The organism is Burkholderia sp. HI4860, from assembly GCF_002223045.2.
In the GTDB taxonomy this organism is placed as follows: Bacteria; Pseudomonadota; Gammaproteobacteria; order Burkholderiales; family Burkholderiaceae; genus Burkholderia.
Genome location: NZ_NKFO02000003.1, coordinates 3,346,303 through 3,368,882, shown reverse-complemented (window position 1 = coordinate 3,368,882; position 22,580 = coordinate 3,346,303). Strand labels below are relative to the sequence as shown.

The window sequence follows — 22,580 nt, the reverse complement described above, 5'->3', positions numbered from 1 at the left end:
GCCGCCCGATGGCGCCGGCGTTCCTTTAGCGCGATGCCTCGACCAGTGCCTGCGCGAGCGCGTTGTGACGCGCGATGACGGGCGGCAGGTCGAGCGTCGCCAGACGCCCTTCCCTTACCACCACCTTCCCGTTCACCACCGTGTACGCCGTCTGCGACGGCGCGCAGAACACGAGCGCCGCGACCGGATCGTGCAGCGCGCCCGCAAACAGCGGCTGACGCAGGTCGAATGCGGCGAAGTCCGCCGCCATGCCGGGCTTCAGCGCGCCGATGTCGTCGCGGTTCAGCACCTTCGCGCCGCCGAGCGTCGCGATCTCGAGCGCTTCGCGCGCGGTCATCGCATCGGGCCCGAAACCGACCCGCTGCAACAGCAGCGCCTGCCGCACTTCCGCAACCATCTGCGCACCGTCGTTCGACGCGGAGCCGTCGACGCCGAGGCCGACCGGCACGCCCGCGAGACGCATCTTCTTCACCGGCGCGATACCCGACGCGAGCCGCATGTTCGAGCATGGGCAGTGCGCGACGCCCGTGCCGGTGCGCGCGAACAGGCTGATACCCGCATCGTCGAGCTGCACGCAGTGCGCATGCCATACGTCGTGGCCGACCCAGCCGAGATCTTCCGCATATTCGGCCGGCGTCATCCCGAACTTCTCGCGGCTGTACGCGATGTCGTTGACGTTCTCCGCGAGGTGCGTGTGCAGCGACACGCCGTATTCGCGCGCGAGCACGGCCGCGTCGCGCATCAGGTCGCGGCTCACCGAGAACGGCGAGCACGGCGCAACCACCACGCGCAGCATCGCGTAGCGGCCTTCGTCGTGATAGGTCTCGATCAGGCGCTGCGTGTCGCGCAGGATGTCCGGCTCGCGCTCGACGACCGAATCGGGCGGCAGCCCGCCGTCGCGCTGGCCGACGCTCATCGCGCCGCGGCTCGCGTGAAAACGCATGCCGATCCGCTGCGCGGCGCCGATGCTGTCGTCGAGGCGGCTGCCGTTCGGATAGATGTACAGATGATCGCTCGACGTCGTGCAGCCCGACTGCAGCAGTTCGGCCATCGCGGTGAGCGTCGACACCTCGATCATCTCGGGCGTCAGATGGGCCCAGATCTTGTACAGGTTCGTGAGCCAGCCGAACAGCTCGGCGTTCTGCGCCGCAGGCACCGCGCGCGTCAGGCTCTGGTACATGTGGTGATGCGTGTTCACGAGCCCCGGGATCACGAGATGGCCGCGCAGGTCGAGCACTTCGTCGGCCGTCTCGGGCAGCTCGGCGGTCGGGCCGACCGCGACGATCCGGTTGTCTTCGATGTAGAGCCCCGCGTCGCGCAGCTCGCGACGCGTGTCGTCCATGGTCACGAGCACGTCGGCGTGCTTGACCAGCAGGGTTGTCGGGCGGGATGAGGAGGTATTCGGCGCGCGTGCGCCAGCGTGCTGCTCGAGGTTCATGCGTTCTCCGCGTCGGTCTGCCCCCAGGGGCTGTCCTGGAGGCGGTCACACAGCCGTTCGAACGCTGAATCGCGGCACGCGCCGGTGCCTGCGTCCGTTCGAACGCCCTGGCCCGGTTACCCGGCGTGCTCGCCGTCTTCGGGGTACGCGCGGGCCACGGGCCGACGCGCACGGCGGGAGGATCGCCCAAGCGCGCGCCGCACACAATGCGCGATCCGGAATACCGCGTTTCACGGTTTCAATATGGTACGCCGCGCAACACCCCGCCGGCGGCCCGAAACGCCTGCCGGAAGCCCGCCGGAAGCCGCCTCCGGCGTGCCGTCGACAGCCGCTCATGCGCGGCGCATTATCTTTGATATCGCGCCCGTATTTGCGTGGGGAACCTTTTTACAATGCCTGCACGGCGCTCGCTTCAATCTCGCCGACGGGTATGTAGCCACGTGACGTGGAGCCTCGATCCGCCGCACAGTCATGGATCGAGTCGCCGCCGAACCTCGCATTCACACAAGGACACAACGAATGGGAAAGCTCACTACCCACGTACTCGATACGGCGCACGGCCGTCCCGGCGCTGCAATCAAGGTGGACCTCTACGCGCTGGACGGCGAATCGCGCCGCGCGATCAAGACCGTGCTGACCAATAGCGACGGCCGCTGCGACGAACCCCTGCTCGAAGGCGCCGCGCTCGCCGCCGGCGAATACGAACTCGTGTTCCATGCCGGCGACTACTTCGCGTCGCTCGGCGTGAAGGTGCCCGAACCCCGCTTCGTCGATCGCGTCGTGCTCCGCTTCGGCATCGCCGACACCGGCTCGCACTACCACGTGCCGCTGCTCGTGTCGCCGTGGTCGTACAGCACCTATCGCGGCAGCTGACATTCGAATCAGCGCCCGCATCAAACAAACGATTTGAGTCTGGAGGAGTTTCATGGAAGGCTTCATCACCGACTGGCTGAACCTCGCGCTGCGATGGCTGCACGTCATCGTCGCCATTGCGTGGATCGGCGAGTCGTTCTATTTCGTCGCGCTCGACAACAGCCTGAAACCGCCGACCGACCCGAACCAGCGCAAGCGCGGTGTGTTCGGCGAGCTGTGGCACGTCCACGGCGGCGGCTTCTACAACATGCAGAAGTACACGGTCGCCCCGCCGGAAATGCCGGATGACCTGCACTGGTCGAAGTGGCCGTCGTACACGACCTGGCTGTCGGGCTTCTCGCTGTTCTTCGTGCTGTACCTGCTCGCGCCGAACACCTACCTGATCGACAAGAGCGTGCTCGACATGGGCCCGGTGGTCGCCGTCGCGTCCGCACTCGGCTTCCTCGCGGCCGGCTGGATCGTCTATGACTCGCTGTGCCGCATCCTCGGCACCAACGACCGCGTGCTCGGCATCTGCGTCGGCATCTACGTGGTCGCCGCCGCCTACCTCGCGTGCCACATCTTCGCGGGTCGTGCCGCGTACCTGATCGTCGGCGCCATGCTCGCGACGATCATGTCGGCGAACGTGTTCTTCGTGATCATCCCCGGCCAGCGCAAGATGGTCGACAAGATGCTCAAGGGCGAAGAGCCGAACCCGATCTACGGCAAGCGCGGCAAGCAGCGCTCGGTGCACAACACGTACTTCACGCTGCCGGTCGTGTTCGCGATGCTGTCGAACCACTATGCGATGACGTACACGAACAAGTTCAACTGGGTCGTGCTCGTGCTGATCATGCTGGCCGGCGCGCTGATTCGCCAGTTCTTCGTGATGCGCCACCGCGGCAAGCAGCTGTGGTACCTGCCGATCGGCGGTGTCGCATTGCTGGCCGGCGCACTGGTCTGGACGACGCCGAAGCCGGTTGCGCCGGAAGCGCAGGCCGCGAACGCGCCGAAGGTCGTGATCAACGACATCATGCCGATCCTGCAGCAGCGCTGCGTCGAGTGCCACTCGGCGAAGCCGACGCTGATGGGCAGCGCGCCCGCGGGCGTGATGTTCGACACGCCGGACGAAGTGTCGAAGAATGCGCAGCGTATCTATGAACAGGCCGTGCGCCTGAAGGCGATGCCGATCGGCAACGTCACGCACATGACCGACGACGAGCGCACGAAGCTCGCCGCGTGGTTCGAGGGTGGTGCGAACAAGTAAGCCGCCGTGCGCCGGGGTCGTGTTCCGGCGCAATCCTTTCCGTTCGCGGGCCCGTTACGGGCCCGTTTTTTTGCGTGTTGCAGCGGCGTTGCTAGCGCTCACCGCTCAGCGCGCATCGCGTCGCGCTGAAGCGCGACGAGCGCATCGAGTGCGCGCGGGCCGTCGTCGAACGGCACGAAGATGTGGTCGTGGCAGGCAGCCGCCATCACGTTGCAACTGATGCCGGCCGCGCCCAGCGCGCGTGCGAACGCCGCCGTGAGGCCGACAGCCGCAAGGTCGGAATGCACGGTCAGCGTGATCCAGGCCGAGCGGAACAGCACGGGCCAGCCGTGACGCGCTGCCGTCTCCACTTCGACCACGACCGTCAGCCCTTCCGCTTCGCGAAACGTTGCGATCACTTCGGATAACGATACGCCTGCGTCGGTCGGCAACGATACGAAGGCGAACGCGCCCGGATGCAGCTCGGGCTGCATCGTGCGCAGCAGGATCTCCAGGTCGTTTTCAGGTTGGCTCATCGGAGGAACATGCCCGGAATCGGGCGTCGCGCGGTCAAGATGCGGGCACGATAGCACGCGCAGACGCCACCACGACGCGCGCATCGTCGCAACGCGTTCATCTGCGAGCCGGTCGCACAACTTGCGGTATGAGGATCGTCCAGGATGCGCTGCGGATACACGACGTGATACTGGCCGTGCGCCGGTTCGGCGCGACGACGCTGCCCGACGCATCGTCGTTCGTCGCGCTGCTGCATCGCGCATACGAACAGGAGCCGCCGGCCGCGCCGTGGCGCGCGCAAAAACACGGCGACCTGAATCTCGCCGAACCGGCCGCACATAAAAAAACCCGCGCATGATGCGCGGGTTTCGTCAGACGCCGGCAGCAACGCCGGCGACTCAGGCCGTCACCGCATCCAGTGCATCCTCGGTGAGCCACAGCGATTCCTGCAGGTCCTGCTCGTTCAGGTTCAGGCCATCGCCGCCGCGATCGACGACGATGAAGTCGCTGACGCCGCCGAGCGCGATCAGCGGGTGATGCCACACGCCCTTCGCATAGTTGACACCCTGCCAGCCGCTCGTCACGAACGCGCGGATCTTCGCCGGATCGAGATCGCCCGCGGGCGCGACGACGACGAGATACGGCTGGTCGTTCAGCGGCACGAACGCCTGGCTGCCGAGCGGGTGCCGCTCGAGCATCTTCACTTCGAACGGCAGCGTGCGCGGCTGGCCGCGGAACAGGTTGACGAGCGTGCGGCCGCCTTCATCGGTCACGTCGACTTTCGCGAGATCGTGAAAACGGATCGTGGTGCCGAGGTTGATCGGGATCTGCTTCGCCCCTTGCGTTTCGATCACGTCGCCGAACGGCGCGAACGCTTCCTTGGTCAGCGGTTCGATGGCAAGCGTCTTCATTTGTCGAGCGTCCCCCACAGACGCAGGCGCGACACGCCGCCGTCCGGAATGATGTTCAGTCGCACGTGCGTGACGGGGCCGAGCGACGCGATGTCCTGTTCGAAGTAGTGCTGCTTGTCCATCTGCAGCTTCTGCTCGCCGAGCAGCACCGGCCAGAACATCGATTGCGTGATCAGCGAGCTGTCCGTGCCGCCCGACACGTACGCGGCCTGGACCGAGCAGCGGTCCGGGTAGTTGCCCTTGAAGAACGCGGTATCGACTTCGATCTTGCGGATCACGCCCGGCTGCGCGAGCGCGATGATCGCCCAGTCGTTGCCCGGTTCGCGGCGGCGGCGGGTTTCCCAGCCGTCGCCCATGTTCACGCCGCGGCCCGGCAGCAGCAGGTTCGACGCGACGCCGAAGTGCTGGTTGTTCGCGGCCACCACGTAACCGCCGTTTTCCATCGCCGCGAGATCGAACTGCTCGGTCGCGCTCGCGCCGGCCCAGTCGAGCTGCGGCTGGCCGTACACGCGCAGGCGTGCAATGCCGCCATCCGGATAGATGTTCACGCGCAGGTGCGTGAAGGCGCGCGCATCGCTCGCTTCGACGTAATGATGGCTGTTGCCCTGCAGCGTCGTCGACGGGACGATCTCGACCCACTCGGTCGCATGCGTCGGCGCGCCGTCGGCCACGAACGCGGCCTCGATCGATGCAGCCGGCGGGAAGTTGCCGGTGAAGTGGCTCGTGTCGATGTCGAAGCCCTTGATCACGCCCGGGCGCGCGAGCTTGACGATGCACCAGTCGTAGCCCGTCGTGCGCTTGCGGCGCGTTTCCCAGCCGTCCATCCACTTGCCGTGGTCGTCGTACTTGCCGGGGATGAACACGGCCGGCTCGGGGTTCAGCATCCGGTCCTTCGGCGCGAAGAAATCGTCGCTGGCCTCGAGCGCCTGCGCACCGAGACGCGGGTCGGCCAGGTTCACGTAGCGCCGCGTGAAGTCGGGTGCGTTGGGATCGAGAAGCGGAACAGCCATGATGTTTCCTTGTTTCAGTGAGGCGATCAGGCCGCTGCGACGCAGCAGGCCGTACGCAGTGTCAGACGGCGATGTCAGGCGTCGATCAGGTCGTCGAGGCGGAAGCGCGCGATCCGGTAGATCTGGTCGAGGCTCGCCCGCAGCTCCTCGGTGCGCGAGTGATTCACGCGCGACTCGAAGTTCGCGATGATGCCGTGCCGGTCATAGCCGCGCACCGCGAGGATGAACGGGAAGCCGAACTTCTCGCGATACGTGCGGTTCAGCGTCAGCAGCTTGTCGAACTCTTCCTGCGTGCACTGGTCGAGGCCCGCGCCGCTCTGCTCGCGCGTCGACTCGGCGGTCAGCTCGCCGCGCACGGCAGCCTTGCCGGCCAGCTCCGGGTGAGCGTTGATCAGCGCGAGCTGGCGCGCTTCGCCGGCCGTTTCCACCGCATCCGACATCGTCTCGTGCAGCGCATCGATGCTCGCGAACGGCCGCTGGCCCGCGGCGACTTCCGCCACCCACGGCGAATGTTCGAAGATCCCCGACAGTGCCGCGACAAATGCGCTCGGCGCCATCGTGTTCAGTTGTTCCAACGTGTAGCGCATCGCCTTCATGCTTTCCCTTCGTTTCGATGATTGGGCTGATACGGATGATGTTCACGCCAGTGACGCGCGATATCGACACGGCGCGTCACCCATACGCGATCGTGCTTCTCGATGTGGTCGAGGAAACGCTGCAGCCCGCGGAACCGGCCCGGCCGGCCGAGCAACCGGCAGTGCATGCCGATCGACAGCATCTTCGGCGCTTCGTCGCCTTCCGCATACAGCACGTCGAATGCATCGCGCAGGTAGTCGAAGAAGTGATCGCCGGTGTTGAAGCCCTGCGGCGTCGCGAAGCGCATGTCGTTCGTGTCGAGCGTGTACGGCACGATCAGCTGCGGCGTTTTCTTGCCGCCCGACACGTCGACGTCCATCCAGAACGGCAGGTCGTCGCCGTAGTTGTCGGAGTCGTACAGGAAGCCGCCGTATTCCGCGACCAGGCGGTGCGTATTGGGGCTGTCGCGGCCGGTGTACCAGCCGAGCGGGCGCTCGCCCGTCACGCGCTCGATCGCTTCCATCCCGAGGCGCATGTGCTCGGCCTCGAGTTCCGGCGTCATGCTCTGGTAGTGGATCCAGCGCCAGCCGTGGCACGCGATTTCATGGCCCAGCTCGACGAAGGCACGTGCAAGCTCAGGATGGCGTTCGATCGCCATGCCGACGCCGAATACCGTCAGCGGCAACCCGCGCTTCTCGAATTCGCGCAGGATGCGCCACACGCCGGCCCGCGAACCGTATTCGTAGATCGACTCCATGCTCATGTGGCGGTCGGGATACGCGGCGGCGCCGACGATTTCCGACAGGAACTGCTCGGAGCCCGGATCGCCGTGCAGCACGCAGTTCTCGCCGCCCTCCTCGTAATTCAGCACGAATTGCACGGCGACGCGGGCGCGTCCCGGCCAGTTCGCCTGAACGGGATGGCGGCCGTAGCCGATCAGGTCGCGAGGATAGTTGGGATCGAGTGACATGGTTCGAAGTGCGGCGAAAGCTCGCTGAAATAATGGGTTCGCATCGACTGCGCGGGGGCCGGAGGCCGGCTGCGCAAGCCGATGCGATGACGGCCCAGTTTAGCGAAAACGCCCATACGCGCCCATACAGCGGCGCAGATAGTGCGTGTCAGACGGTGTGTATGTGCGGTTGCGGCAAATCCGGCACAGGTTCCGCCTGATCCCCGTCCGGCGGGCTGAAGCGGGCGAACGCGCCGTCGTAGCGCTTCGGCAGCGGGCGCGCGAAGTCGCCGCGCTTCGCGGTCGCCAGGCGCAGTGCGACGAGCGCCTCGGCCCACTTGACGGCCGCCGTGACGCCCTCGACCACCGGCGCGCCGATCTGCTGCTCGATCTCGTGCGCGAACTCGGCCATCCCCGCGCAACCGAGCACGATCGCGTCGGCGCCGTCCTCGTCGAGCGCGCGCCGGCATTCGTCGACGATGATCCGGCGCGCGGCCGAGCCCGGCCGGTCGAGCTCGAGCACCGCGACGTCGGTCGCGCGCACGTTGCGGCAGAACCGTTTCATCCCGTAGCGCTCGGCGAGATGCCGAGCCATCCCGCAGGTGCGCGCGAGCGTCGTGACGACCGAGAAGCCCGGCGCGAGCACGCTCGCCGCATGCATCGCGGCCTCGGCGATGCCGATCACCGGCCCGCGCGCGAGCTCGCGCGCCGCGTACAGGCCCGGATCGCCGAAGCACGCGATCACGTACGCATCGCAGCCGTCGCGCTCGCCCTGCACGATCTCGGCGAGCAGCCCCGGCGTCGCGAGCGCCTCGTCGTAATACCCTTCGATCGACGGCGGCCCCATCGGCGGGCTCACCGCGACGATCTCCGTGCCGGCGGCCGCGACCTCGCGCGCGCAGCGGCCCATCGCGTCGGTCATCCGCTGGGTCGTATTCGGATTGATCAGTCGGATCTTCATCGCATGCTCCTCAGGCCTTCGCGCTCACGAGCAGCCGGTAGAACACGAAGCCGAGCCCCGCGCCGATGAACCACGAGAAGTTCGCGACGCCCTGCCAGCCCGGCACCATCACGCAGACGATCGCGATCACCGCGGCCGGCAACAGCGCGGCAAGCGCGCGGCGGTTCACGCCGCCCGTGTACCAGTACGTGCCGCTTTCCGACATCGTGTACAGATCGTCGCGCACGAGCCGGCCACGCTTGACGAGGTAGAAGTCGGCGATCAGCACGCCGTACAGCGGGCCGATGAACGCGCCGAGCACGTCGAGCGTGTAGTGGATCACGGCCGGGTTGTTGAACAGGTTCCACGGCGTGATGAAGATCGACGCGACGGCCGCGAGCATCCCGCCCGCGCGCCAGCTGATCAGGCGCGGCGCGACGTTCGAGAAGTCGAACGCGGGCGACACGAAGTTCGCGACGATGTTGATGCCGATCGTCGCGATCGTGAAGGTCAGCGCGCCGAGGATCACCGCGGTCGGATGGTCGATGCGGCCGACCGTCTCGACGGGGTCGGTGATGAGTTCGCCGAACACCGGCAGCGTCGCGGCCGTCGTGATCACCGTGACGAGCGAGAACGCGAGGAAGTTGACCGGCAGCCCCCAGAAATTGCCGCGCTTCACTTCGCCGAACGAGCGGCAGTAGCGCGAGAAATCGCCGAAGTTCAGCATCGGCCCGGAGAAGTACGACACGACCAGCGACACGGCCGTGATCATCACCGGAATCACTTCCGCGCCGTGGTACTTCACGCCGCCGAGGTTGAGGCCGATGTTGCGCCAGCCCGCGCGCCACACCATGTAGCCGGCGAGGATGAACATCACGACGTAGACGGCCGGCCCCGCGAAGTCGATGAACTTCTTGATCGTCTCCATCCCGTTCCAGAACACGAACGCCTGGAGCACCCACAGCAGCATGAAGCCGGCCCAGCCGACCGCCGAGAGCCCGAGGAAGCCGTAGCGATGCACGTCCGCGTACGGCAGCCATTGCGGGAAGAATTTCAGCACGACGATCACGAGCGCGCTCGACGCGAGATAGGTCTGGATCCCGTACCACGCGATCGCGATCAGCCCGCGGATCACGGCCGGCACGTTCGCGCCGAGCACGCCGAACGTCGCGCGGCATGCGACCGGATACGGCACGCCGATCTGCTGGCTCGGCCGAGCGATCAGGTTGCACAGCAGGTTCACGAAGCCGATCCCGACGATCAGCGCGATCAGCACCTGCCAGCTCGTCAGCCCGAGCGCAAACAGGCTCCCCGCGAACACGTAGCCGCCGACGCTGTGCACGTCCGACATCCAGAACGCGAAGATGTTGTACGCACCCCATGTCTGATTTTTCAGGGGTGCCAAATCTTCGTTGTACAGACGTTCGCTGTAACCCTTCGGCAGTGTCGGGTCGCCGCCCTCGCCGCCTTCATCCGCCGGATAGGCGCTGTCGTGCGCCACACTGAACTGAGCCATGACTTCTCCTTGACGCGGCCGCAAGGCCGCTCCACCGTCATCGATATCGCTCCGGATCGACGCCCGGAGTCGGACCAGCGGCCCGCGGCAAATGCCGCGGGCCTGCATTTCGCTCGTTCTTGTGGCGCGTGGCCGGGTTCGCGTCGCCGCTCAGGCGCCGCCGAACACTTCGCGCAAATCGACCTGCCCTTGTGCGGGCCGGTCCAGCATCTTCAGTTCGACATGCTGCAGGTGGTGCGCCATCAGCGTCACCGCCCGCTTCGGATCGCCGGCCTCCAGCGCGCCGAGAATCTCGTCGTGGTCGTCGCACGAGCACGGGCTGCGCCCGTGCGACTCGTACAGCGCCGACATCAGCGTCGAGCGGGCGACGAGCCCTTCGAGGCACGCGCTGAGCGTCGCATTGCCCATCAGCGTGGCGAGCGCCGTATGGAATTCGCCGGACAGGCGGATCCAGGCCGCGAAGTCCTGCCGCTGGAACGCCTTGCGTTCCTTCTCGATCAGCGCGGCGACGCCCTTCAGCCGCTTCGCGCCGGGCCCGGTCGCGAGCCGCTCGACCACGGCGAGCTCGATGATCCGGCGCATCTCGAACACCTCGTGCACGTCCTGCAGCGTCGGGCTCGCGACGAACGCGCCGCGGTTCGGCTCCAGATCGACCAGCTTGTCGGTCGCGAGCTGCGCGAGCGCCTGGCGGATCGCCCCGCGCTTCACGTTGAACACCTCGCAGAGCTGCGCCTCCGTCAGCTTCGCGCCCGGCGCGAGCCGATGCTCGAGGATCGCCGTGCGGATCCGCTCGGCGATCGCTTCGGGACTGGCTGCACCGGACGGGTGGGATTCGGGCTCGTTCATGATCGGCATCGTGTGATGATCCTCATCCTAGGGCGGACATAAAGATTGTCAACAATTCTTTTCGAGCATTGCGCACAATCGGCGTGCATCGTCGCGACCCGGTTCGGTGCGCGATGCATCGAATCCATGCACGACAAGGACAAGACGTATGACAGACGTGCTTCTCGTCGTATACCCGCCCGGTCATTTTGTTGACAAAACTGGTGCAAGATCCGGCGATGAGCATGCTGATGTCGACGAAAATATTTGACCGTTAGTTGCGCGCCTACATAAAGAAAAAGGCGGGAACCCCCGCCTTTCGACCGGCTGCGCCCGCCTCAACCGAGGTGCGGATAGTCCGACACGGTGAGCCGGAAACCGTGCGCATTCGCGACCAGTTGCGCCTGTGCGCCGAACGGCAGCGTCAGCAGGTCGGGCACGTGGCCGAACTGAAGCCCCGTCACGACCGGAATCCCGATCACCGCGCGCACCTGGTCGATCATCGCCTGCATGTCGTAGCCGTTGTCGTACTCGAACGGCCGCGCACCGGTGAACTGGCCGAGCACGAGCGCCTGCTGGCGCGCGAGCAGCCCCGACAGATGCAGTTGATAGATCATCCGCTCGATCCGGAACGGCTGCTCGTTGACGTCCTCGATGAACAGGATGCCGCCTTCGATGTCGGGCATGTACGGCGTGCCGACGAGCGACGTGAGGATCGCGAGGTTGCCGCCCCACAGCGTGCCCGTCACGTTCACGGTCTGCACCTGCGGTGCTTCGGCGATGATCGTCGTACTCGGCTGCGTCAGCGTCTGCCAGAAGTGCTGCATCGTGAAGTCGCTCGGCGTTTCCGCACCGAAGTCGGCGGACAGCATCGGGCCGCCGAACGTCTTGATGCGCGCCTTCGCGTACAGCGCGAGCTGGAGCGCCGTGAAGTCGCTGTGGCCGACGAGCGCGACCGGCTGGTCGCGCAGCCGGCGTTCGAGCCCGCGATAATCGAGCCCGTGCAGGATGCGCGCCGCGCCATAGCCGCCGCGCACCGCGAGCGCGATGTCCGGCAGCGGCCGCTCGGGATCGGCAAGACGGTTCAGGTCGCCTGCCCGCTCGCCGTCGGTGCCGCCGAACCGCTGGAAGCGCCGCTGCGTCGCTTCGATGTTCTCGATGCGATGCTGCGCGGTGCTGAGGCGTTCGAGCGCGCGATTGATCGCGTCCGGATCGTGCGGATAGCCGGACGGCGCAAGCAGGCGGATGGTGTAGGACGCGGCAGGCTGGAAGGACATGGCGAAGAAAGGTGTCGGGTCGTCAAACCCCTTAGAGGGACCGAACCGTCTCCGGTTCACGGAACCGTGCACGCCCGGTTCGCGCCGAGCGCGCCTATGACGCGCCGGAGTCGGCGTCGCGGGCGAGCCGTGCTTCGCGCAGTGCGCGACGGCGCTCGGCGAAGAACGACTTCAGCGCGGCGCCGCACTCGTCGGCGAGCACGCCGCCGGTCACTTCGGTATGGTGGTTCAGTTGCGGATTCGCGAATGCGTCGATCACGCTGCCGCACGCGCCCGTTTTCGGATCGGCGGCACCGTAGACGACCCGCGCGATGCGCGCATGCATGATCGCGCCCGCGCACATCAGGCACGGCTCGAGCGTCACGTACAGCTCGCAGCCGGGCATCCGGTAATTCTGCAGATGCTGTGCGGCCATGCGCAGCGCGGCCATTTCCGCATGGGCGGACGGGTCGTGCCCGCCGATCGGATGGTTGAAGCCGCGTGCGATCACTTCGTCGCCACGCACGAGCACCGCGCCGACCGGCACTTCGCCGGCCGCGCGCGCCTCTTCGGCGGCAGCCTGGGCGAGACGCATGAAATGCAGGTCGCGCGCCGATACGGGCGCGGCTTCTGGAACGGGAGATTCGGCGGCAGGTTCGGCCGCCGGGGCGACTGTCGACCGGGCTGCGTCGTGCAGCGCGTCGGACGTCACATCGGCCCCGCTTCGGCGGACGCTTCGTCGAGCCCGCGCTCGCACAGGCGCTCCGCGATGCGCCGGCAGTAGTCGCGCGGCATCACCATCGGGCCGCCGCGCAGCGATTCGAGCGCCATGTCGAGTGCGAGGATCTTCGCCTGCAACCGGCACCGCGCGGCGCGATCGCTGACCGCCTGCACTTCGTCATGCAGGTTGCGCAGCGCGCGCAATTGCTCGACGGCCGGCGGCACGAAGCCCGCATTCTTCAGGATACGGTTGGCCACCCGCACCTCCTCGGGCACGAGCAGGTCGTCATCCAGCGCCTGTGGCGCGCCGGTACCCGGCAAATCGTCGAACTCGCCCCGCGCGGCGGCGGCGGCAATACGTTGTTCGACCAGGGCGTCAAGCAATCTCATCAGTCAATCGGAACAATGCGGCAGGCCGAATTCTAGCAGGGTGACGCGGGTATGACAGGCCCTTCGAATATATGCTCGATATTGTGCTTTTTAGGGGCCGAATCGCGGGGCATGCGCGCCGATCGGTCTCATTTGCCGCTCTGCTGCGCTGCAGCGGGCTGTGGGCCATCTGGACACCGGTCATCGCGCCCCGTGTCGGGCTCCGTTTTGGTGTGGGACGACGCCAACGGAACCGCGCCGCCCCGGAAAAAAGACGCGGCCCTGTTTCCCGTTTTCCCGGTTCAGGCAGCCGCCGCTTCCCGCCGCGCGTTCGCGAACGGACGGAACATCGTCGCGATCAGGAACGCGCCGAGACCGATCGCAAACGAGCCGAGATACAGCCAGCCGTAGCTGCCGAACGTATCGACGATCAGGCCGCCGGCGACCGGCCCCGCGGCCATCCCGAGGCTGCCGGCCATCGCGCAGCCGCCGATCACCGTGCCCATCATCCGCAGCGGGAAGTTCTCGCGCGCCAGCACCGCATACAGCGGCATCACGCCCGCGTAGATGAAGCCGAACACGATCGCGACCGCGTAGAACCCGTCGAGCGTGTGCACGAAGTAGTACCCGAGCGCCCCCAGCGCCTGCGCAAGCAGCCCGGCCACCAGCATGCGCTTCGCGCCGAGGCGGTCGCCCAGGATCCCGAACGCGATCCGGCCGCCCATGCCGGCGAGCCCTTCGACGCTGTAGATCGACACCGCGGCGATCAGCGGGATCCCGCACGTCACCGCGTAGCTGACCGTATGGAAGATCGGGCCCGAATGCGTTGCGCAGCAGAAGAAGTTGGTCAGCAGCAGCACGATGAACTGCGGCGAACGCAGCGCGTCCGCGACCGACATCGCCGCCGGCTCGCCGGCGGGCGCCGGCACCGCTGAAGCCGCCCGCGCGCCGTCGAGCGCGGGCGCCCGGCGCACCAGCAGCGACACCGGAATCATCACGACGGCCGCCAGCACCGCAATCAGCAGCATCGACGTGCGCCAGTCGCGCACCGTCACGAGCCACGCGGCCAGCGGGGCCATCGTCATCGGCGCCATCCCCATGCCGGCCGACACGAGCGACACCGCGAGGCTGCGGTGCGTGTCGAACCAACCGGTCACGCACGCCATCATCGGCGCGAATATCGCAGCCGTCGCGCCGCCGACGGCGAGGCCGAACGTGAGCTGAAACGCGAGCAGCGACGGCGCGCGGCTCGCCAGCGCCAGGCTTGCCGACAGCAGGACGGCGCCCGTGATGACGACCGGGCGCGTGCCGATGCGGTCCGACAGGCTGCCCCACGCGATGCTCGCGAAGGCCATCGCGATGAAGCCGAGCGTCATCGCGCCGGAAATGCCGGTCACCGACCAGCCCGTGTCGCGCGCGATCGCGCGCAGGAATACCGGCAGCGAAAACATCGCGCCGATCGCGATGCAGCCCATCAGGCCGCCCGCGGCGACGATGACCCAGCGGTATCGGGAATCCGGCATGGGGTGCCTCCTTATCGTGATGGCGATCCTCGGGAACCGGGCGCCACCTGCTTCGCGCAAGGCCCGGTCGACATGGATACGACGGGCGACACATCGGGAAATCGACATGCGCGGCACACACGCCGGCGAATTTTGGTTGTCCGCCGATCCGTTGCGCCCGTAACGGGCGAAGCGAGCCGACACCACATGGCGGATGGTCCGTTCGGTCCGTCCCCTGCCGCCGCGCTTTTCCGGAATCGGAAAGTCGAAATCAGAAATAGTTGGTTGGGCCGCGCGATCCGGCTGACTACACTCGAGCGATCTTGTCATAACAAGTTGACCGATGACCTCCCCCAACGTCGTGCCGCTGTCGCCGGCTCCTCTCTACGTGCAGATCAAGGACACGCTGCGCGCGCGCATTCTCGACGGCACCTATGCGCCGCACAGCCGGATGCCGTCCGAGCACGAACTCTGCGCGATGTTCGACGTCAGCCGCATCACGGTGCGCCAGGCGCTCGGCGATCTCCAGAAGGAAGGACTGCTGTTCAAGCTGCACGGCAAGGGCACCTTCGTGTCGAAGCCGAAGGCGTTCCAGAACGTGACGTCGCTGCAGGGCTTCGCCGAGGCGATGTCGTCGATGGGCTACGAGATCGTCAACCAGGTGCGCAGCTTCCGCACCGTCAAGGCCGACCGCCATCTCGCGACGAAGCTGAACGTGCCCGAGGGCGCGCCGCTCGTCGAGATTCATCGCGTGCGGCTGCTCAATCGCGAGCCCGTGTCGCTCGAACAGACGTGGGTACCGGAAGCCCTCGGCAAGCGCCTCGCGGGCGCCGACCTCGCGACGCGCGACATTTTCCTGGTCCTGGAAAACGACTGCGGCATCCCGCTCGGCCATGCCGACGTATCGATCGACGCGATCCTCGCCGACGACGAGATCGTCGATGCGCTGCACGTCGAGGAAAGCAGCCCCGTGCTGCGCATCGAGCGCCTCACGCATGACGCGTCGGGCGCACCGATCGACTTCGAATACCTCTACTTCCGCGGCGACGCCTTCCAGTACCGGCTGCGCATCGACCGGCAGAAACCGCGCAAACCTGCAAGGAAACAGCAATGACTACCCATGTGCTCGAATACGACATCGTCGTGGTGGGCGGCGGCACGGCCGGCCCGATGGCGGCGATCAAGGCGAAGGAGCGCGACCCGTCCCTGCGCGTGCTGTTGCTCGAAAAGGCCAACGTGAAGCGCAGCGGCGCGATCTCGATGGGGATGGACGGCCTGAACAACGCCGTGATCCCCGGGCATGCGACGCCCGAGCAGTACACGCGCGAGATCACGATCGCCAACGACGGCATCGTCGACCAGGAGGCCGTGTACGCGTATGCGACGCACAGCTTCGAAACGATCGAGCAGCTCGACCGCTGGGGCGTGAAGTTCGAGAAGGACGGCACCGGCGACTACGCGGTGAAGAAGGTCCATCACATGGGCTCGTACGTGCTGCCGATGCCGGAAGGACACGACATCAAGAAGGTGCTGTACCGGCAGCTGAAGCGCGCGCGCATCGCGATCACGAACCGGATCGTCGCGACGCGCGTGCTGACCGACGCGCAGGGTCGCGCAAGCGGCGTGCTCGGCTTCGACTGCCGCACCGCCGAGTTCCACGTGATCCGCGCGAAGGCCGTGATTCTCTGCTGCGGCGCGGCCGGTCGCCTCGGCCTGCCGGCCTCGGGCTACCTGATGGGCACCTACGAGAACCCGACCAACGCGGGCGACGGCTACGCGATGGCGTATCACGCCGGTGCCGCACTCGCGAATCTCGAATGCTTCCAGATCAATCCGCTGATCAAGGACTACAACGGCCCCGCGTGCGCGTACGTCACCGGCCCGCTCGGCGGCTTCACCGCGAACGGCAAGGGCGAACGCTTCATCGAATGCGATTACTGGAGCGGCCAGATGATGTGGGAGTTCTACCAGGAACTGCAAAGCGGCAACGGCCCCGTGTTCCTGAAGCTCGACCATCTCGCGGAAGAAACGATCCAGACCATCGAGCAGATCCTGCATACGAACGAGCGGCCGAGCCGCGGCCGCTTTCATGCGGGGCGCGGCACCGATTACCGCAGCCAGATGGTCGAGATGCACATCTCCGAGATCGGTTTCTGCAGCGGGCACAGCGCATCCGGCGTGTACGTGAACGCCCGCGCGGAGACGACCGTGCCCGGGCTCTACGCGGCCGGCGACATGGCGGCCGTCCCGCACAACTACATGCTCGGCGCATTCACGTATGGCTGGTTTGCCGGACAGAACGCGGCCGACTACGTGGCCGGCCGCGCGCATGCGCCGGTGGACGACGAACAGGTCGCCGCCGAACGCACCCGTGTGCTTGCCCCGCTGCTGCGCGAGCGCGGCCTGGCGCCGGCGCAAGTCGAATACAAGCTGCGCCGCATGGTGAACGACTATCTGCAACCACCGAAGGTGACGCGCAAGATGGAAATCGGGCTGCAACGCTTTGACGCCATTACTGAGGATATCGAAGAGATCAAGGCGAACCACCCGCACGAACTGATGCGCGCCGCCGAGGTGCGCGCGATCCGTGACTGCGCGGAAATGGCCGCGCGCGCGTCGCTGTTCCGCACCGAAAGCCGCTGGGGCCTGTACCACCACCGCGTCGACTTCCCGCATCGCAACGACGCCGAATGGTTTTGCCACACCTGGCTGCGCAAGGACGCCGCGGGAGCGATGCGCAGCGAGAAGCGGCCGGTCGAACCGTATGTCATGCCGCTTGCCGACGACGAGCGCGGCGCCTACACGAATCTGCGCATCCGCGAACCGGCCGCGCTCGCGGCCGCCCTTTGAGGAACCAGCCATGCCCCATACCCCGCACGACATCTTCCAGCGCAGCAGCGCACCCGTGACGATCGACGAGAACCTGTGCATCGCCGACAAGGGCTGCACCGTCTGCGTCGACGTGTGCCCGCTCGACCTGCTCGCGATCGACGTGACCAAGGGCAAGGCCTATATGCAGTTCGACGAATGCTGGTACTGCATGCCATGCGAACGCGACTGCCCGACCGGCGCGGTCAAGGTCGACATCCCTTACCTGCTGCGCTGACCCTGTCCCCCAACGCTCCCTCCCGTCGCCCATGACCGACTCCTCCTTCGCTGCCGCGCCGGCCCGCGCGCACGCTTCCGACGAAGCCGCACTCGCCGCCCGCCTCGCGGCGCCCGATGCCGCCGTGCGCCGCGTCGCACTGTTCGAACTCGCCGATCTCGAGGACCCCGGGTTCGTGCCCGCTTTCATCGTCGCGCTGCGCGACGATCCGTCGGCCGACGTGCGCGCCGAAGCGGCGCGCGTGCTCGGTGCGTGGGAGCAACCCGACGTCGTCAACGCACTGTGCGGTGCGTTGCTCGATCCGGACGACGACGTGCGCGCCGCCGCGGCGCAAAGCCTGTCCGAACTGAAGGACTCGGCATCGGGCGCCGTGCTGTGTCGATGGGCGGCCCGGCCCGAGCCGTTCGTGCGCCGAGCCGTACTGCGTGGATTGCGCGAGTTGCGCGACCCCGGCGCATTCGCGCCCGCGCTGCACGCGCTCGACGCGGAACACGCCGCAGTGCGCGCCGAAGCCGTGGCGGTGCTCGGCTGGCTCAAGGATCCGCGTGCGCTGCCGCCGCTCGCGGGCATCGCGACGACAGATACCGCAGCGGACGTGCGACGTATCGCGGTCGGCGCGATCGGTTTCGCGGCGCCCGACGATGCGTCCACCATCCACGCACTGTTCGTCGCACTACGCGACCACGAATGGCAGGTGCGCGAGGAAGCGGCCACGACGCTCGGCAAGCTGCGCGTTGCGACCGCACGCGAACCGCTCGTCGCCGCGCTCGACGACGACTACTGGCAAGTGCGCCTGCGTGCCGCACGTGCGCTCGGGCAACTGCGCGATGCGGACGCGGCGCCGGCCGTCGCCGCGCTGCTCTCGCATGCAATCAGCAACCTGCGCAAGGAAGCCGCGCTTGCGCTCGGCGAATTGCGCGACCGCGCGACGTTGCCCGCGCTGACCCGCGCGCTGGAGGACCACGATCCGGAAGTACGCAAGGCCGTGCGGATCGCGATCCGGCAAATCGACGCGTCGTCGCCATGATCGCCCCGACCGAAATCGCGCTCGATCACCCTGCGCGCACATTGACGCTCCGCTGGCCGGACGGTCACACGCAACGCATCGGCTATGCGCAGCTGCGCGTTGATTGCCCGTGTGCGGAATGCCGAAGGATCCGGCGCGACGGCGGTCGTGTCGATGTACGACCCGATGTGATGCTGAACGACGTCGAGGCAGCCGGCTACGGTATCCGCGCGGTATTCGGCGACGGTCATGCGCGCGGCATCTATCCGTGGCCGTATCTGGCGGAGATGACGGCGCAACCGTGACGTGGCGCCCGCAGGCGTGCGGACCACATGGCAGGCGTGCGGAAACGCTGCGATACTGACGCCCACGATCGTCTCCACCCACCGTGGGAGCCAGAACATGCAGACCGCAGTCGGATTCATCGGCCTTGGCGTGATGGGCACGCCGATGGCGCTCAATCTTGCACGGGCCGGTACGCCGCTCATCGTGTGGAGCCGGTCGCACGGCAGCGACGATGCGCTGCGTGACGCCGGCGCGCGCGTGGCCGACCATGCAGACGACGTGTTCGCGGCCTGCCGCACCGTCATCCTGATGCTCGCGAACGACGCGGCGACCGATGCCGTCCTCGGACGCGGCACGACCGATTTCAGCCGCCGCGTCGCCGGACATACGATCGTCAACATGGGCACGCATCCGCCCGAATACTCGCGCGCGCTGGCCGACGAAATCGCCGCCGCGTCGGGCCGTTACGTCGAAGCACCCGTGTCGGGGTCGCGCAAGCCGGCCGAAGCCGGTCAACTCGTCGTGATGCTCGCCGGCGCGCCGGACGACGTCGACGCCGTCCGTTCGCTCGTGAAGCCACTGTGCCGCGACAGCTTCGTGTGCGGCGACGTTCCGTCGGCGCTGACGATGAAGCTCGCCGTGAACCTGTTCCTGATCACGATGGTCACCGGCCTGACCGAAGCCACGCATTTCGCGCAACGCCACGGCATCGATCTCGCCCGCTTCGCCGACGTGCTGAACGCAGGCCCGATGGCGAGCGACGTGTCACGCGTGAAGCTCGGCAAACTCGTCGCGGCGGATTTCTCGGTGCAGGCCGCGATCACCGACGTGCTGAAGAATGCCCGCCTCGTCGCCGAATCCGCGCGCGGCATCGGCATCGCGTCGCCCCTGCTCGACATCTGCCATGCGCTGTACGGCGAGACCGAGCGAGCCGGACATGGCGCGGACGACATGGTCGCGGTGATCCGCGCGATCGAGCAGCGCACCGACCGCGCGCAATGAAACGTCGCCGGCCGCCCCACCCACCCGAACGCACCCGCGCGTAGCACCACATGTCCGACTCACCTCGCTCCCCGACCCGCATCCCCGCTTCCGTCCGCCCGGTTCCCGCCGTGATCGGCATCGTGCTGCGGGAGCGCGACGTGCTGCTGGTACGTCGCGCCAATCCGCCCGATGCGGGCTGCTGGGGCTTTCCCGGCGGCAAGATCGAAGTGGGGGAATCGATTGCGAACGCGGTCGTGCGCGAGATCGCCGAAGAGACGACCATGGACGTCGAGGCGCTCGACGCCTTTACCGCGCTGGATGCGTTCGATTACGATGCTGGCGGCGACGTGCGTCAGCATTTCGTCATGGTCGCGGTGCTGTGCCGATGGTTGCGCGGCACGCCTGCCGCCGGCGACGATGCGCTCGATGCGCGCTGGTTCGATCTCGCCGAACTCGACCGCGATGACTTGCCGATGAGCGCGGGAGTTCGTGATGTCGCGCGACGCGCGATCGAGCATGCTGCGGTCCCTGGTCACGCGCAGCGTCCGGCCAATACTTGAAAACCTGAAACACCGCCGTCTTTCTCGCAGCCTTTGCGAGCGGCCCGATCGGGGCCATGACGGTGCCGGCTACCCGCCGACGAACTGCCAATTACAAATCAAAGACGGGCCAACCCATGATCAGAATTCGCAAATCCACCCCGGCCGACGGCGCACGCGTGCTGGATATCTGGCGCAACGCGGTCGACGCCACGCACCCCTTCCTCAGCGACGACGACCGACGTGCGATCGAATCCGAAGTCGTCGCGTTCCTGCCCGGTGCGCCGCTCGATCTCGCCGTCGACGATTCCGACCGCGCGATCGGCTTCATGCTGCTCGACGGCAGTCATATGGAAGCGCTGTTCGTCGATCCCGCTCACCATGGCGCGGGTGTCGGGCGCCTGCTCGTGGAAGATGCGCTCAAGCGTCACCCCGACCTGTCGACCGACGTCAACGAGCAGAACGAAGCGGCGGCAGGATTCTATGAACGGCTCGGCTTCGAGCGCACCGGGCGATCGGCGCTCGATGGGCAGGGGCGCGCCTATCCGTTGATTCACCTGCGCTATCGCGCGAAATCGTCGTCCTCGCCGCAGCACGCATAACCGTGGCCGGCGCGGGATTGCGCGCCGCCCTCCACGTCATGCGCGCCGGGCACGCGAACGCGGCGACCTGCCCCAGATCCGCTCCACGTATGCCGCATGCGGCCACGCGACGCGTCATGCACGACGCACCGGCACCACGCGCTCGACCATTGCAACCGCGCGCCGCATGAAACCGTTGAACCGGTCGGCATCGCGCCGCAGCCCGGCCTGTTGTCCACCGATCAGGCACATGTGCACGGCCTGCCCGACGATCTCCGCCTCGCCAGACGTACGTACCAGCCCGCGTGACGTCTCGATCGCAAACGCGAGCCGCGCCGCATCGACACGCTGCTGGAATTCCGCGACCAGCGGATCGTGCAGCGCCCATGCGCGAATCGCGATTTCACGCCCGGGCCGCTTCTCGGCGGCAATGCGCAGATAGCGCGCGAGTGTGTCGCCGGCACCGCGGCCCTCTGCCGCATACGCAAGCATGCGCGCGGTGTAGTCGTCCTCCCAAGCGGTCAGCAACGTCCTGACGAAGTCCTCGCGATTACGGAAGTGGTGATAGAACGATCCGCGGGTCACGTTCAGCCGGCGCGCGAGGCTCTCGGCCGAAATGCCCGCATACCCTTCCCCGTCGAGGGCGTCGAAGCCCGCTGCAATCCAGTCGTTTCGCGTCAATGTGCTCATCGTCATCGGCATACAGGCTGTGTATGGTGCGGCATGGACAGATAGGCTGCGAACTCTATCACGGCCGCGGCCGCTCCCGGCTGCGCGCCCCGACGCATGGAGTCCATCTTGAAAGACATCGCGCTCGTCGCATTCGACCGCTTCACCGACGTCGACCTGTTCCTGATGTGGGACATTCTCGGCCGCAACAGCCACGATTGGCGCGTCCGGATTCTGGGCGCACAGCCGGTGCTGCATTCCGCACATGGCTTGGCCATCCCGACGCACGGCCCGCTTGCCGACGCCAATCACGCTGACGCTGTCCTCTTTTCGAGCGGCAAGGAAGGCGTGCCCGCCGCATTGGCCCATCCCGATTTCCTGCCGTCGTTCGATCTCGATCCGGAGCGCCAGCTTGTCGGGTCGATCTGCGGCGGAGCGTTCATTCTCGAGCGGCTCGGGCTGCTGCCGGCGCGCCGCGCCACGACGCATCCCGACGCGCGGAAGGGTCTGCAGGCACTCGGGCTGGACGTCCCGGACCAGCCGCTGGTGTGCCATCGCAACGTCGCGACCGCCGGCGGATGCCTTGCGTCGGTCTATCTGACAGGATGGCTGGTCGAATCGATGTTCGATGCGGACAAGCGCCGCGAGACGCTGCTGCCCGTGCTGCCGGCCGGGCAACGGGAGATTTATGAAGACCTGATCGAGTTCAGCATCAGGCAGGGTGCGGGACGAACCGCGGGCCCGATCCGGATGGTCGAAGGCAAAAACGGGCTTGCAGCATGAC

At 67.1% G+C, this 22,580-nt stretch carries 26 protein-coding genes; 12 read left to right on the top strand and 14 right to left on the bottom strand.

What is annotated here, in order from left to right; all coding sequences use genetic code 11:
* Nucleotides 1–25 precede the first annotated feature (25 nt).
* Entirely contained in the window at nt 26–1,438 is a 1,413-nt protein-coding gene (locus tag CFB34_RS31070; protein WP_089440321.1) for an 8-oxoguanine deaminase, read from the bottom strand.
* A 519-nt stretch (nt 1,439–1,957) separates the two neighbouring features.
* On the opposite strand from CFB34_RS31070, the gene uraH reads away from it, so the two are divergent.
* Both uraH and CFB34_RS31060 read left to right on the top strand, forming a co-directional pair.
* Nucleotides 1,958–2,311, top strand: coding sequence for a hydroxyisourate hydrolase (gene uraH / locus CFB34_RS31065; protein WP_011352401.1), 354 nt, complete (start codon nt 1,958–1,960; stop codon nt 2,309–2,311).
* Between the two features lie 52 nt (nt 2,312–2,363).
* Nucleotides 2,364–3,557 carry a urate hydroxylase PuuD gene (locus tag CFB34_RS31060; protein ID WP_039342830.1) on the top strand — a complete coding sequence of 398 codons (1,194 nt, stop codon included), beginning with the start codon at nt 2,364–2,366 and terminating at the stop codon, nt 3,555–3,557.
* Between the two features lie 98 nt (nt 3,558–3,655).
* On the opposite strand, the gene CFB34_RS31055 is transcribed toward CFB34_RS31060, so the two are convergent.
* Complete coding sequence (locus CFB34_RS31055; protein WP_089440322.1) at nt 3,656–4,072, bottom strand: ACT domain-containing protein; 417 nt, start codon at nt 4,070–4,072, stop codon at nt 3,656–3,658.
* A 128-nt stretch (nt 4,073–4,200) separates the two neighbouring features.
* On the opposite strand from CFB34_RS31055, the gene CFB34_RS31050 reads away from it, so the two are divergent.
* Nucleotides 4,201–4,410, top strand: coding sequence for a hypothetical protein (locus CFB34_RS31050; RefSeq protein ID WP_089440323.1), 210 nt, complete (start codon nt 4,201–4,203; stop codon nt 4,408–4,410).
* A gap of 40 nt (nt 4,411–4,450) precedes the next feature.
* Here CFB34_RS31050 and CFB34_RS31045 read toward each other — a convergent pair whose 3' ends face one another.
* From CFB34_RS31045 to CFB34_RS30995, 11 genes are all read right to left on the bottom strand, one after another.
* Nucleotides 4,451–4,963: an ureidoglycolate lyase gene (locus CFB34_RS31045; protein WP_089440324.1), complete on the bottom strand. Its 513-nt coding sequence runs from the start codon at nt 4,961–4,963 to the stop codon at nt 4,451–4,453.
* Nucleotides 4,960–5,973 (bottom strand): allantoicase, encoded by a 1,014-nt coding sequence (gene alc / locus CFB34_RS31040; protein WP_089440325.1) that lies wholly within the window; start codon nt 5,971–5,973, stop codon nt 4,960–4,962. Before alc ends, CFB34_RS31045 begins: the two co-directional genes overlap by 4 nt.
* A 74-nt stretch (nt 5,974–6,047) precedes the next feature.
* Nucleotides 6,048–6,569 (bottom strand): 2-oxo-4-hydroxy-4-carboxy-5-ureidoimidazoline decarboxylase, encoded by a 522-nt coding sequence (gene uraD, locus CFB34_RS31035; protein WP_089440326.1) that lies wholly within the window; start codon nt 6,567–6,569, stop codon nt 6,048–6,050.
* Nucleotides 6,566–7,519 (bottom strand): allantoinase PuuE, encoded by a 954-nt coding sequence (puuE, locus tag CFB34_RS31030; RefSeq protein ID WP_089440327.1) that lies wholly within the window; start codon nt 7,517–7,519, stop codon nt 6,566–6,568. Before puuE ends, uraD begins: the two co-directional genes overlap by 4 nt.
* A 148-nt stretch (nt 7,520–7,667) precedes the next feature.
* Nucleotides 7,668–8,459 (bottom strand): aspartate/glutamate racemase family protein, encoded by a 792-nt coding sequence (locus CFB34_RS31025; protein WP_089440328.1) that lies wholly within the window; start codon nt 8,457–8,459, stop codon nt 7,668–7,670.
* Between the two features lie 10 nt (nt 8,460–8,469).
* Nucleotides 8,470–9,954 (bottom strand): NCS1 family nucleobase:cation symporter-1, encoded by a 1,485-nt coding sequence (locus CFB34_RS31020; protein ID WP_089440329.1) that lies wholly within the window; start codon nt 9,952–9,954, stop codon nt 8,470–8,472.
* A 150-nt stretch (nt 9,955–10,104) separates the two neighbouring features.
* Nucleotides 10,105–10,809 (bottom strand): GntR family transcriptional regulator, encoded by a 705-nt coding sequence (locus tag CFB34_RS31015; protein ID WP_089440330.1) that lies wholly within the window; start codon nt 10,807–10,809, stop codon nt 10,105–10,107.
* Nucleotides 10,810–11,117: 308 nt separating this feature from the next.
* Complete coding sequence (gene ldcA, locus CFB34_RS31010; RefSeq protein ID WP_089440331.1) at nt 11,118–12,056, bottom strand: muramoyltetrapeptide carboxypeptidase; 939 nt, start codon at nt 12,054–12,056, stop codon at nt 11,118–11,120.
* A 94-nt stretch (nt 12,057–12,150) separates the two neighbouring features.
* Complete coding sequence (gene tadA, locus CFB34_RS31005) at nt 12,151–12,747, bottom strand: tRNA adenosine(34) deaminase TadA (protein ID WP_089440332.1); 597 nt, start codon at nt 12,745–12,747, stop codon at nt 12,151–12,153.
* A complete protein-coding gene (locus CFB34_RS31000) occupies nt 12,744–13,145 on the bottom strand; it encodes a DnaJ family domain-containing protein (RefSeq protein ID WP_006478536.1) in 402 nt (133 codons plus the stop codon). Before CFB34_RS31000 ends, tadA begins: the two co-directional genes overlap by 4 nt.
* 281 nt (nt 13,146–13,426) lie before the next feature.
* Nucleotides 13,427–14,647 (bottom strand): MFS transporter, encoded by a 1,221-nt coding sequence (locus tag CFB34_RS30995; RefSeq protein ID WP_089440333.1) that lies wholly within the window; start codon nt 14,645–14,647, stop codon nt 13,427–13,429.
* A 322-nt stretch (nt 14,648–14,969) separates the two neighbouring features.
* Between CFB34_RS30995 and CFB34_RS30990 the strand changes: the two genes are divergently transcribed.
* The 8 genes from CFB34_RS30990 to CFB34_RS30955 all read left to right on the top strand — a co-directional run bounded on the left by CFB34_RS30990 (nt 14,970) and on the right by CFB34_RS30955 (nt 21,148).
* Nucleotides 14,970–15,740: a GntR family transcriptional regulator gene (locus CFB34_RS30990; RefSeq protein ID WP_089440334.1), complete on the top strand. Its 771-nt coding sequence runs from the start codon at nt 14,970–14,972 to the stop codon at nt 15,738–15,740.
* Nucleotides 15,737–17,476 (top strand): fumarate reductase/succinate dehydrogenase flavoprotein subunit, encoded by a 1,740-nt coding sequence (locus tag CFB34_RS30985; protein ID WP_089440335.1) that lies wholly within the window; start codon nt 15,737–15,739, stop codon nt 17,474–17,476. The genes CFB34_RS30990 and CFB34_RS30985 overlap by 4 nt, the downstream gene beginning before the upstream one ends.
* Nucleotides 17,477–17,486: 10 nt before the next feature.
* The gene (locus tag CFB34_RS30980) at nt 17,487–17,732 is read left to right on the top strand and encodes a ferredoxin family protein (RefSeq protein WP_039342800.1); all 246 of its coding nucleotides are present in this window, start codon (nt 17,487–17,489) and stop codon (nt 17,730–17,732) included.
* Nucleotides 17,733–17,763: 31 nt separating this feature from the next.
* Complete coding sequence (locus CFB34_RS30975) at nt 17,764–18,759, top strand: HEAT repeat domain-containing protein (RefSeq protein WP_089440336.1); 996 nt, start codon at nt 17,764–17,766, stop codon at nt 18,757–18,759.
* Nucleotides 18,756–19,043: a DUF971 domain-containing protein gene (locus tag CFB34_RS30970; protein ID WP_046545961.1), complete on the top strand. Its 288-nt coding sequence runs from the start codon at nt 18,756–18,758 to the stop codon at nt 19,041–19,043. The genes CFB34_RS30975 and CFB34_RS30970 overlap by 4 nt, the downstream gene beginning before the upstream one ends.
* A 67-nt stretch (nt 19,044–19,110) precedes the next feature.
* Entirely contained in the window at nt 19,111–20,025 is a 915-nt protein-coding gene (locus CFB34_RS30965) for an NAD(P)-dependent oxidoreductase (protein ID WP_256979865.1), read from the top strand.
* A 50-nt stretch (nt 20,026–20,075) separates the two neighbouring features.
* The gene (locus CFB34_RS30960; protein WP_071334662.1) at nt 20,076–20,567 is read left to right on the top strand and encodes an NUDIX hydrolase; all 492 of its coding nucleotides are present in this window, start codon (nt 20,076–20,078) and stop codon (nt 20,565–20,567) included.
* A gap of 116 nt (nt 20,568–20,683) precedes the next feature.
* On the top strand, nt 20,684–21,148 hold the full coding sequence (locus tag CFB34_RS30955; protein ID WP_089440338.1) for an acetyltransferase: 465 nt from the start codon (nt 20,684–20,686) through the stop codon (nt 21,146–21,148).
* A gap of 114 nt (nt 21,149–21,262) precedes the next feature.
* Here CFB34_RS30955 and CFB34_RS30950 read toward each other — a convergent pair whose 3' ends face one another.
* Entirely contained in the window at nt 21,263–22,012 is a 750-nt protein-coding gene (locus CFB34_RS30950) for a TetR/AcrR family transcriptional regulator (protein ID WP_306427077.1), read from the bottom strand.
* Between CFB34_RS30950 and CFB34_RS30945 the strand changes: the two genes are divergently transcribed.
* A complete protein-coding gene (locus tag CFB34_RS30945; RefSeq protein WP_089440339.1) occupies nt 21,914–22,579 on the top strand; it encodes a DJ-1/PfpI family protein in 666 nt (221 codons plus the stop codon). The two genes, CFB34_RS30950 and CFB34_RS30945, sit on opposite strands and share 99 nt — an antisense overlap.
* The last annotated feature ends 1 nt before the right edge of the window (nt 22,580 follow it).

What these genes read in the sequence shown, in the direction of transcription:
- CFB34_RS31060 (WP_039342830.1), top strand. Translation starts at nt 2,364, where the DNA reads ATGGAAGGCTTCATCACCGACTGGCTGAACCTCGCGCTGCGATGGCTG.
- CFB34_RS30995 (WP_089440333.1), bottom strand. Translation starts at nt 14,647, where the DNA reads ATGCCGGATTCCCGATACCGCTGGGTCATCGTCGCCGCGGGCGGCCTG.
- CFB34_RS30970 (WP_046545961.1), top strand. Translation starts at nt 18,756, where the DNA reads ATGATCGCCCCGACCGAAATCGCGCTCGATCACCCTGCGCGCACATTG.
- CFB34_RS30960 (WP_071334662.1), top strand. Translation starts at nt 20,076, where the DNA reads ATGTCCGACTCACCTCGCTCCCCGACCCGCATCCCCGCTTCCGTCCGC.
- CFB34_RS31055 (WP_089440322.1), bottom strand. Translation starts at nt 4,072, where the DNA reads ATGAGCCAACCTGAAAACGACCTGGAGATCCTGCTGCGCACGATGCAG.
- CFB34_RS31070 (WP_089440321.1), bottom strand. Translation starts at nt 1,438, where the DNA reads ATGAACCTCGAGCAGCACGCTGGCGCACGCGCGCCGAATACCTCCTCA.
- CFB34_RS30990 (WP_089440334.1), top strand. Translation starts at nt 14,970, where the DNA reads ATGACCTCCCCCAACGTCGTGCCGCTGTCGCCGGCTCCTCTCTACGTG.
- CFB34_RS30945 (WP_089440339.1), top strand. Translation starts at nt 21,914, where the DNA reads ATGGAGTCCATCTTGAAAGACATCGCGCTCGTCGCATTCGACCGCTTC.
- ldcA (WP_089440331.1), bottom strand. Translation starts at nt 12,056, where the DNA reads ATGTCCTTCCAGCCTGCCGCGTCCTACACCATCCGCCTGCTTGCGCCG.
- CFB34_RS30975 (WP_089440336.1), top strand. Translation starts at nt 17,764, where the DNA reads ATGACCGACTCCTCCTTCGCTGCCGCGCCGGCCCGCGCGCACGCTTCC.
- puuE (WP_089440327.1), bottom strand. Translation starts at nt 7,519, where the DNA reads ATGTCACTCGATCCCAACTATCCTCGCGACCTGATCGGCTACGGCCGC.
- CFB34_RS31050 (WP_089440323.1), top strand. Translation starts at nt 4,201, where the DNA reads ATGAGGATCGTCCAGGATGCGCTGCGGATACACGACGTGATACTGGCC.
- CFB34_RS31045 (WP_089440324.1), bottom strand. Translation starts at nt 4,963, where the DNA reads ATGAAGACGCTTGCCATCGAACCGCTGACCAAGGAAGCGTTCGCGCCG.
- CFB34_RS31020 (WP_089440329.1), bottom strand. Translation starts at nt 9,954, where the DNA reads ATGGCTCAGTTCAGTGTGGCGCACGACAGCGCCTATCCGGCGGATGAA.
- CFB34_RS30985 (WP_089440335.1), top strand. Translation starts at nt 15,737, where the DNA reads ATGACTACCCATGTGCTCGAATACGACATCGTCGTGGTGGGCGGCGGC.
- CFB34_RS31000 (WP_006478536.1), bottom strand. Translation starts at nt 13,145, where the DNA reads ATGAGATTGCTTGACGCCCTGGTCGAACAACGTATTGCCGCCGCCGCC.
- CFB34_RS30980 (WP_039342800.1), top strand. Translation starts at nt 17,487, where the DNA reads ATGCCCCATACCCCGCACGACATCTTCCAGCGCAGCAGCGCACCCGTG.
- uraH (WP_011352401.1), top strand. Translation starts at nt 1,958, where the DNA reads ATGGGAAAGCTCACTACCCACGTACTCGATACGGCGCACGGCCGTCCC.
- CFB34_RS31025 (WP_089440328.1), bottom strand. Translation starts at nt 8,459, where the DNA reads ATGAAGATCCGACTGATCAATCCGAATACGACCCAGCGGATGACCGAC.
- uraD (WP_089440326.1), bottom strand. Translation starts at nt 6,569, where the DNA reads ATGAAGGCGATGCGCTACACGTTGGAACAACTGAACACGATGGCGCCG.
- alc (WP_089440325.1), bottom strand. Translation starts at nt 5,973, where the DNA reads ATGGCTGTTCCGCTTCTCGATCCCAACGCACCCGACTTCACGCGGCGC.
- CFB34_RS30955 (WP_089440338.1), top strand. Translation starts at nt 20,684, where the DNA reads ATGATCAGAATTCGCAAATCCACCCCGGCCGACGGCGCACGCGTGCTG.
- CFB34_RS31015 (WP_089440330.1), bottom strand. Translation starts at nt 10,809, where the DNA reads ATGCCGATCATGAACGAGCCCGAATCCCACCCGTCCGGTGCAGCCAGT.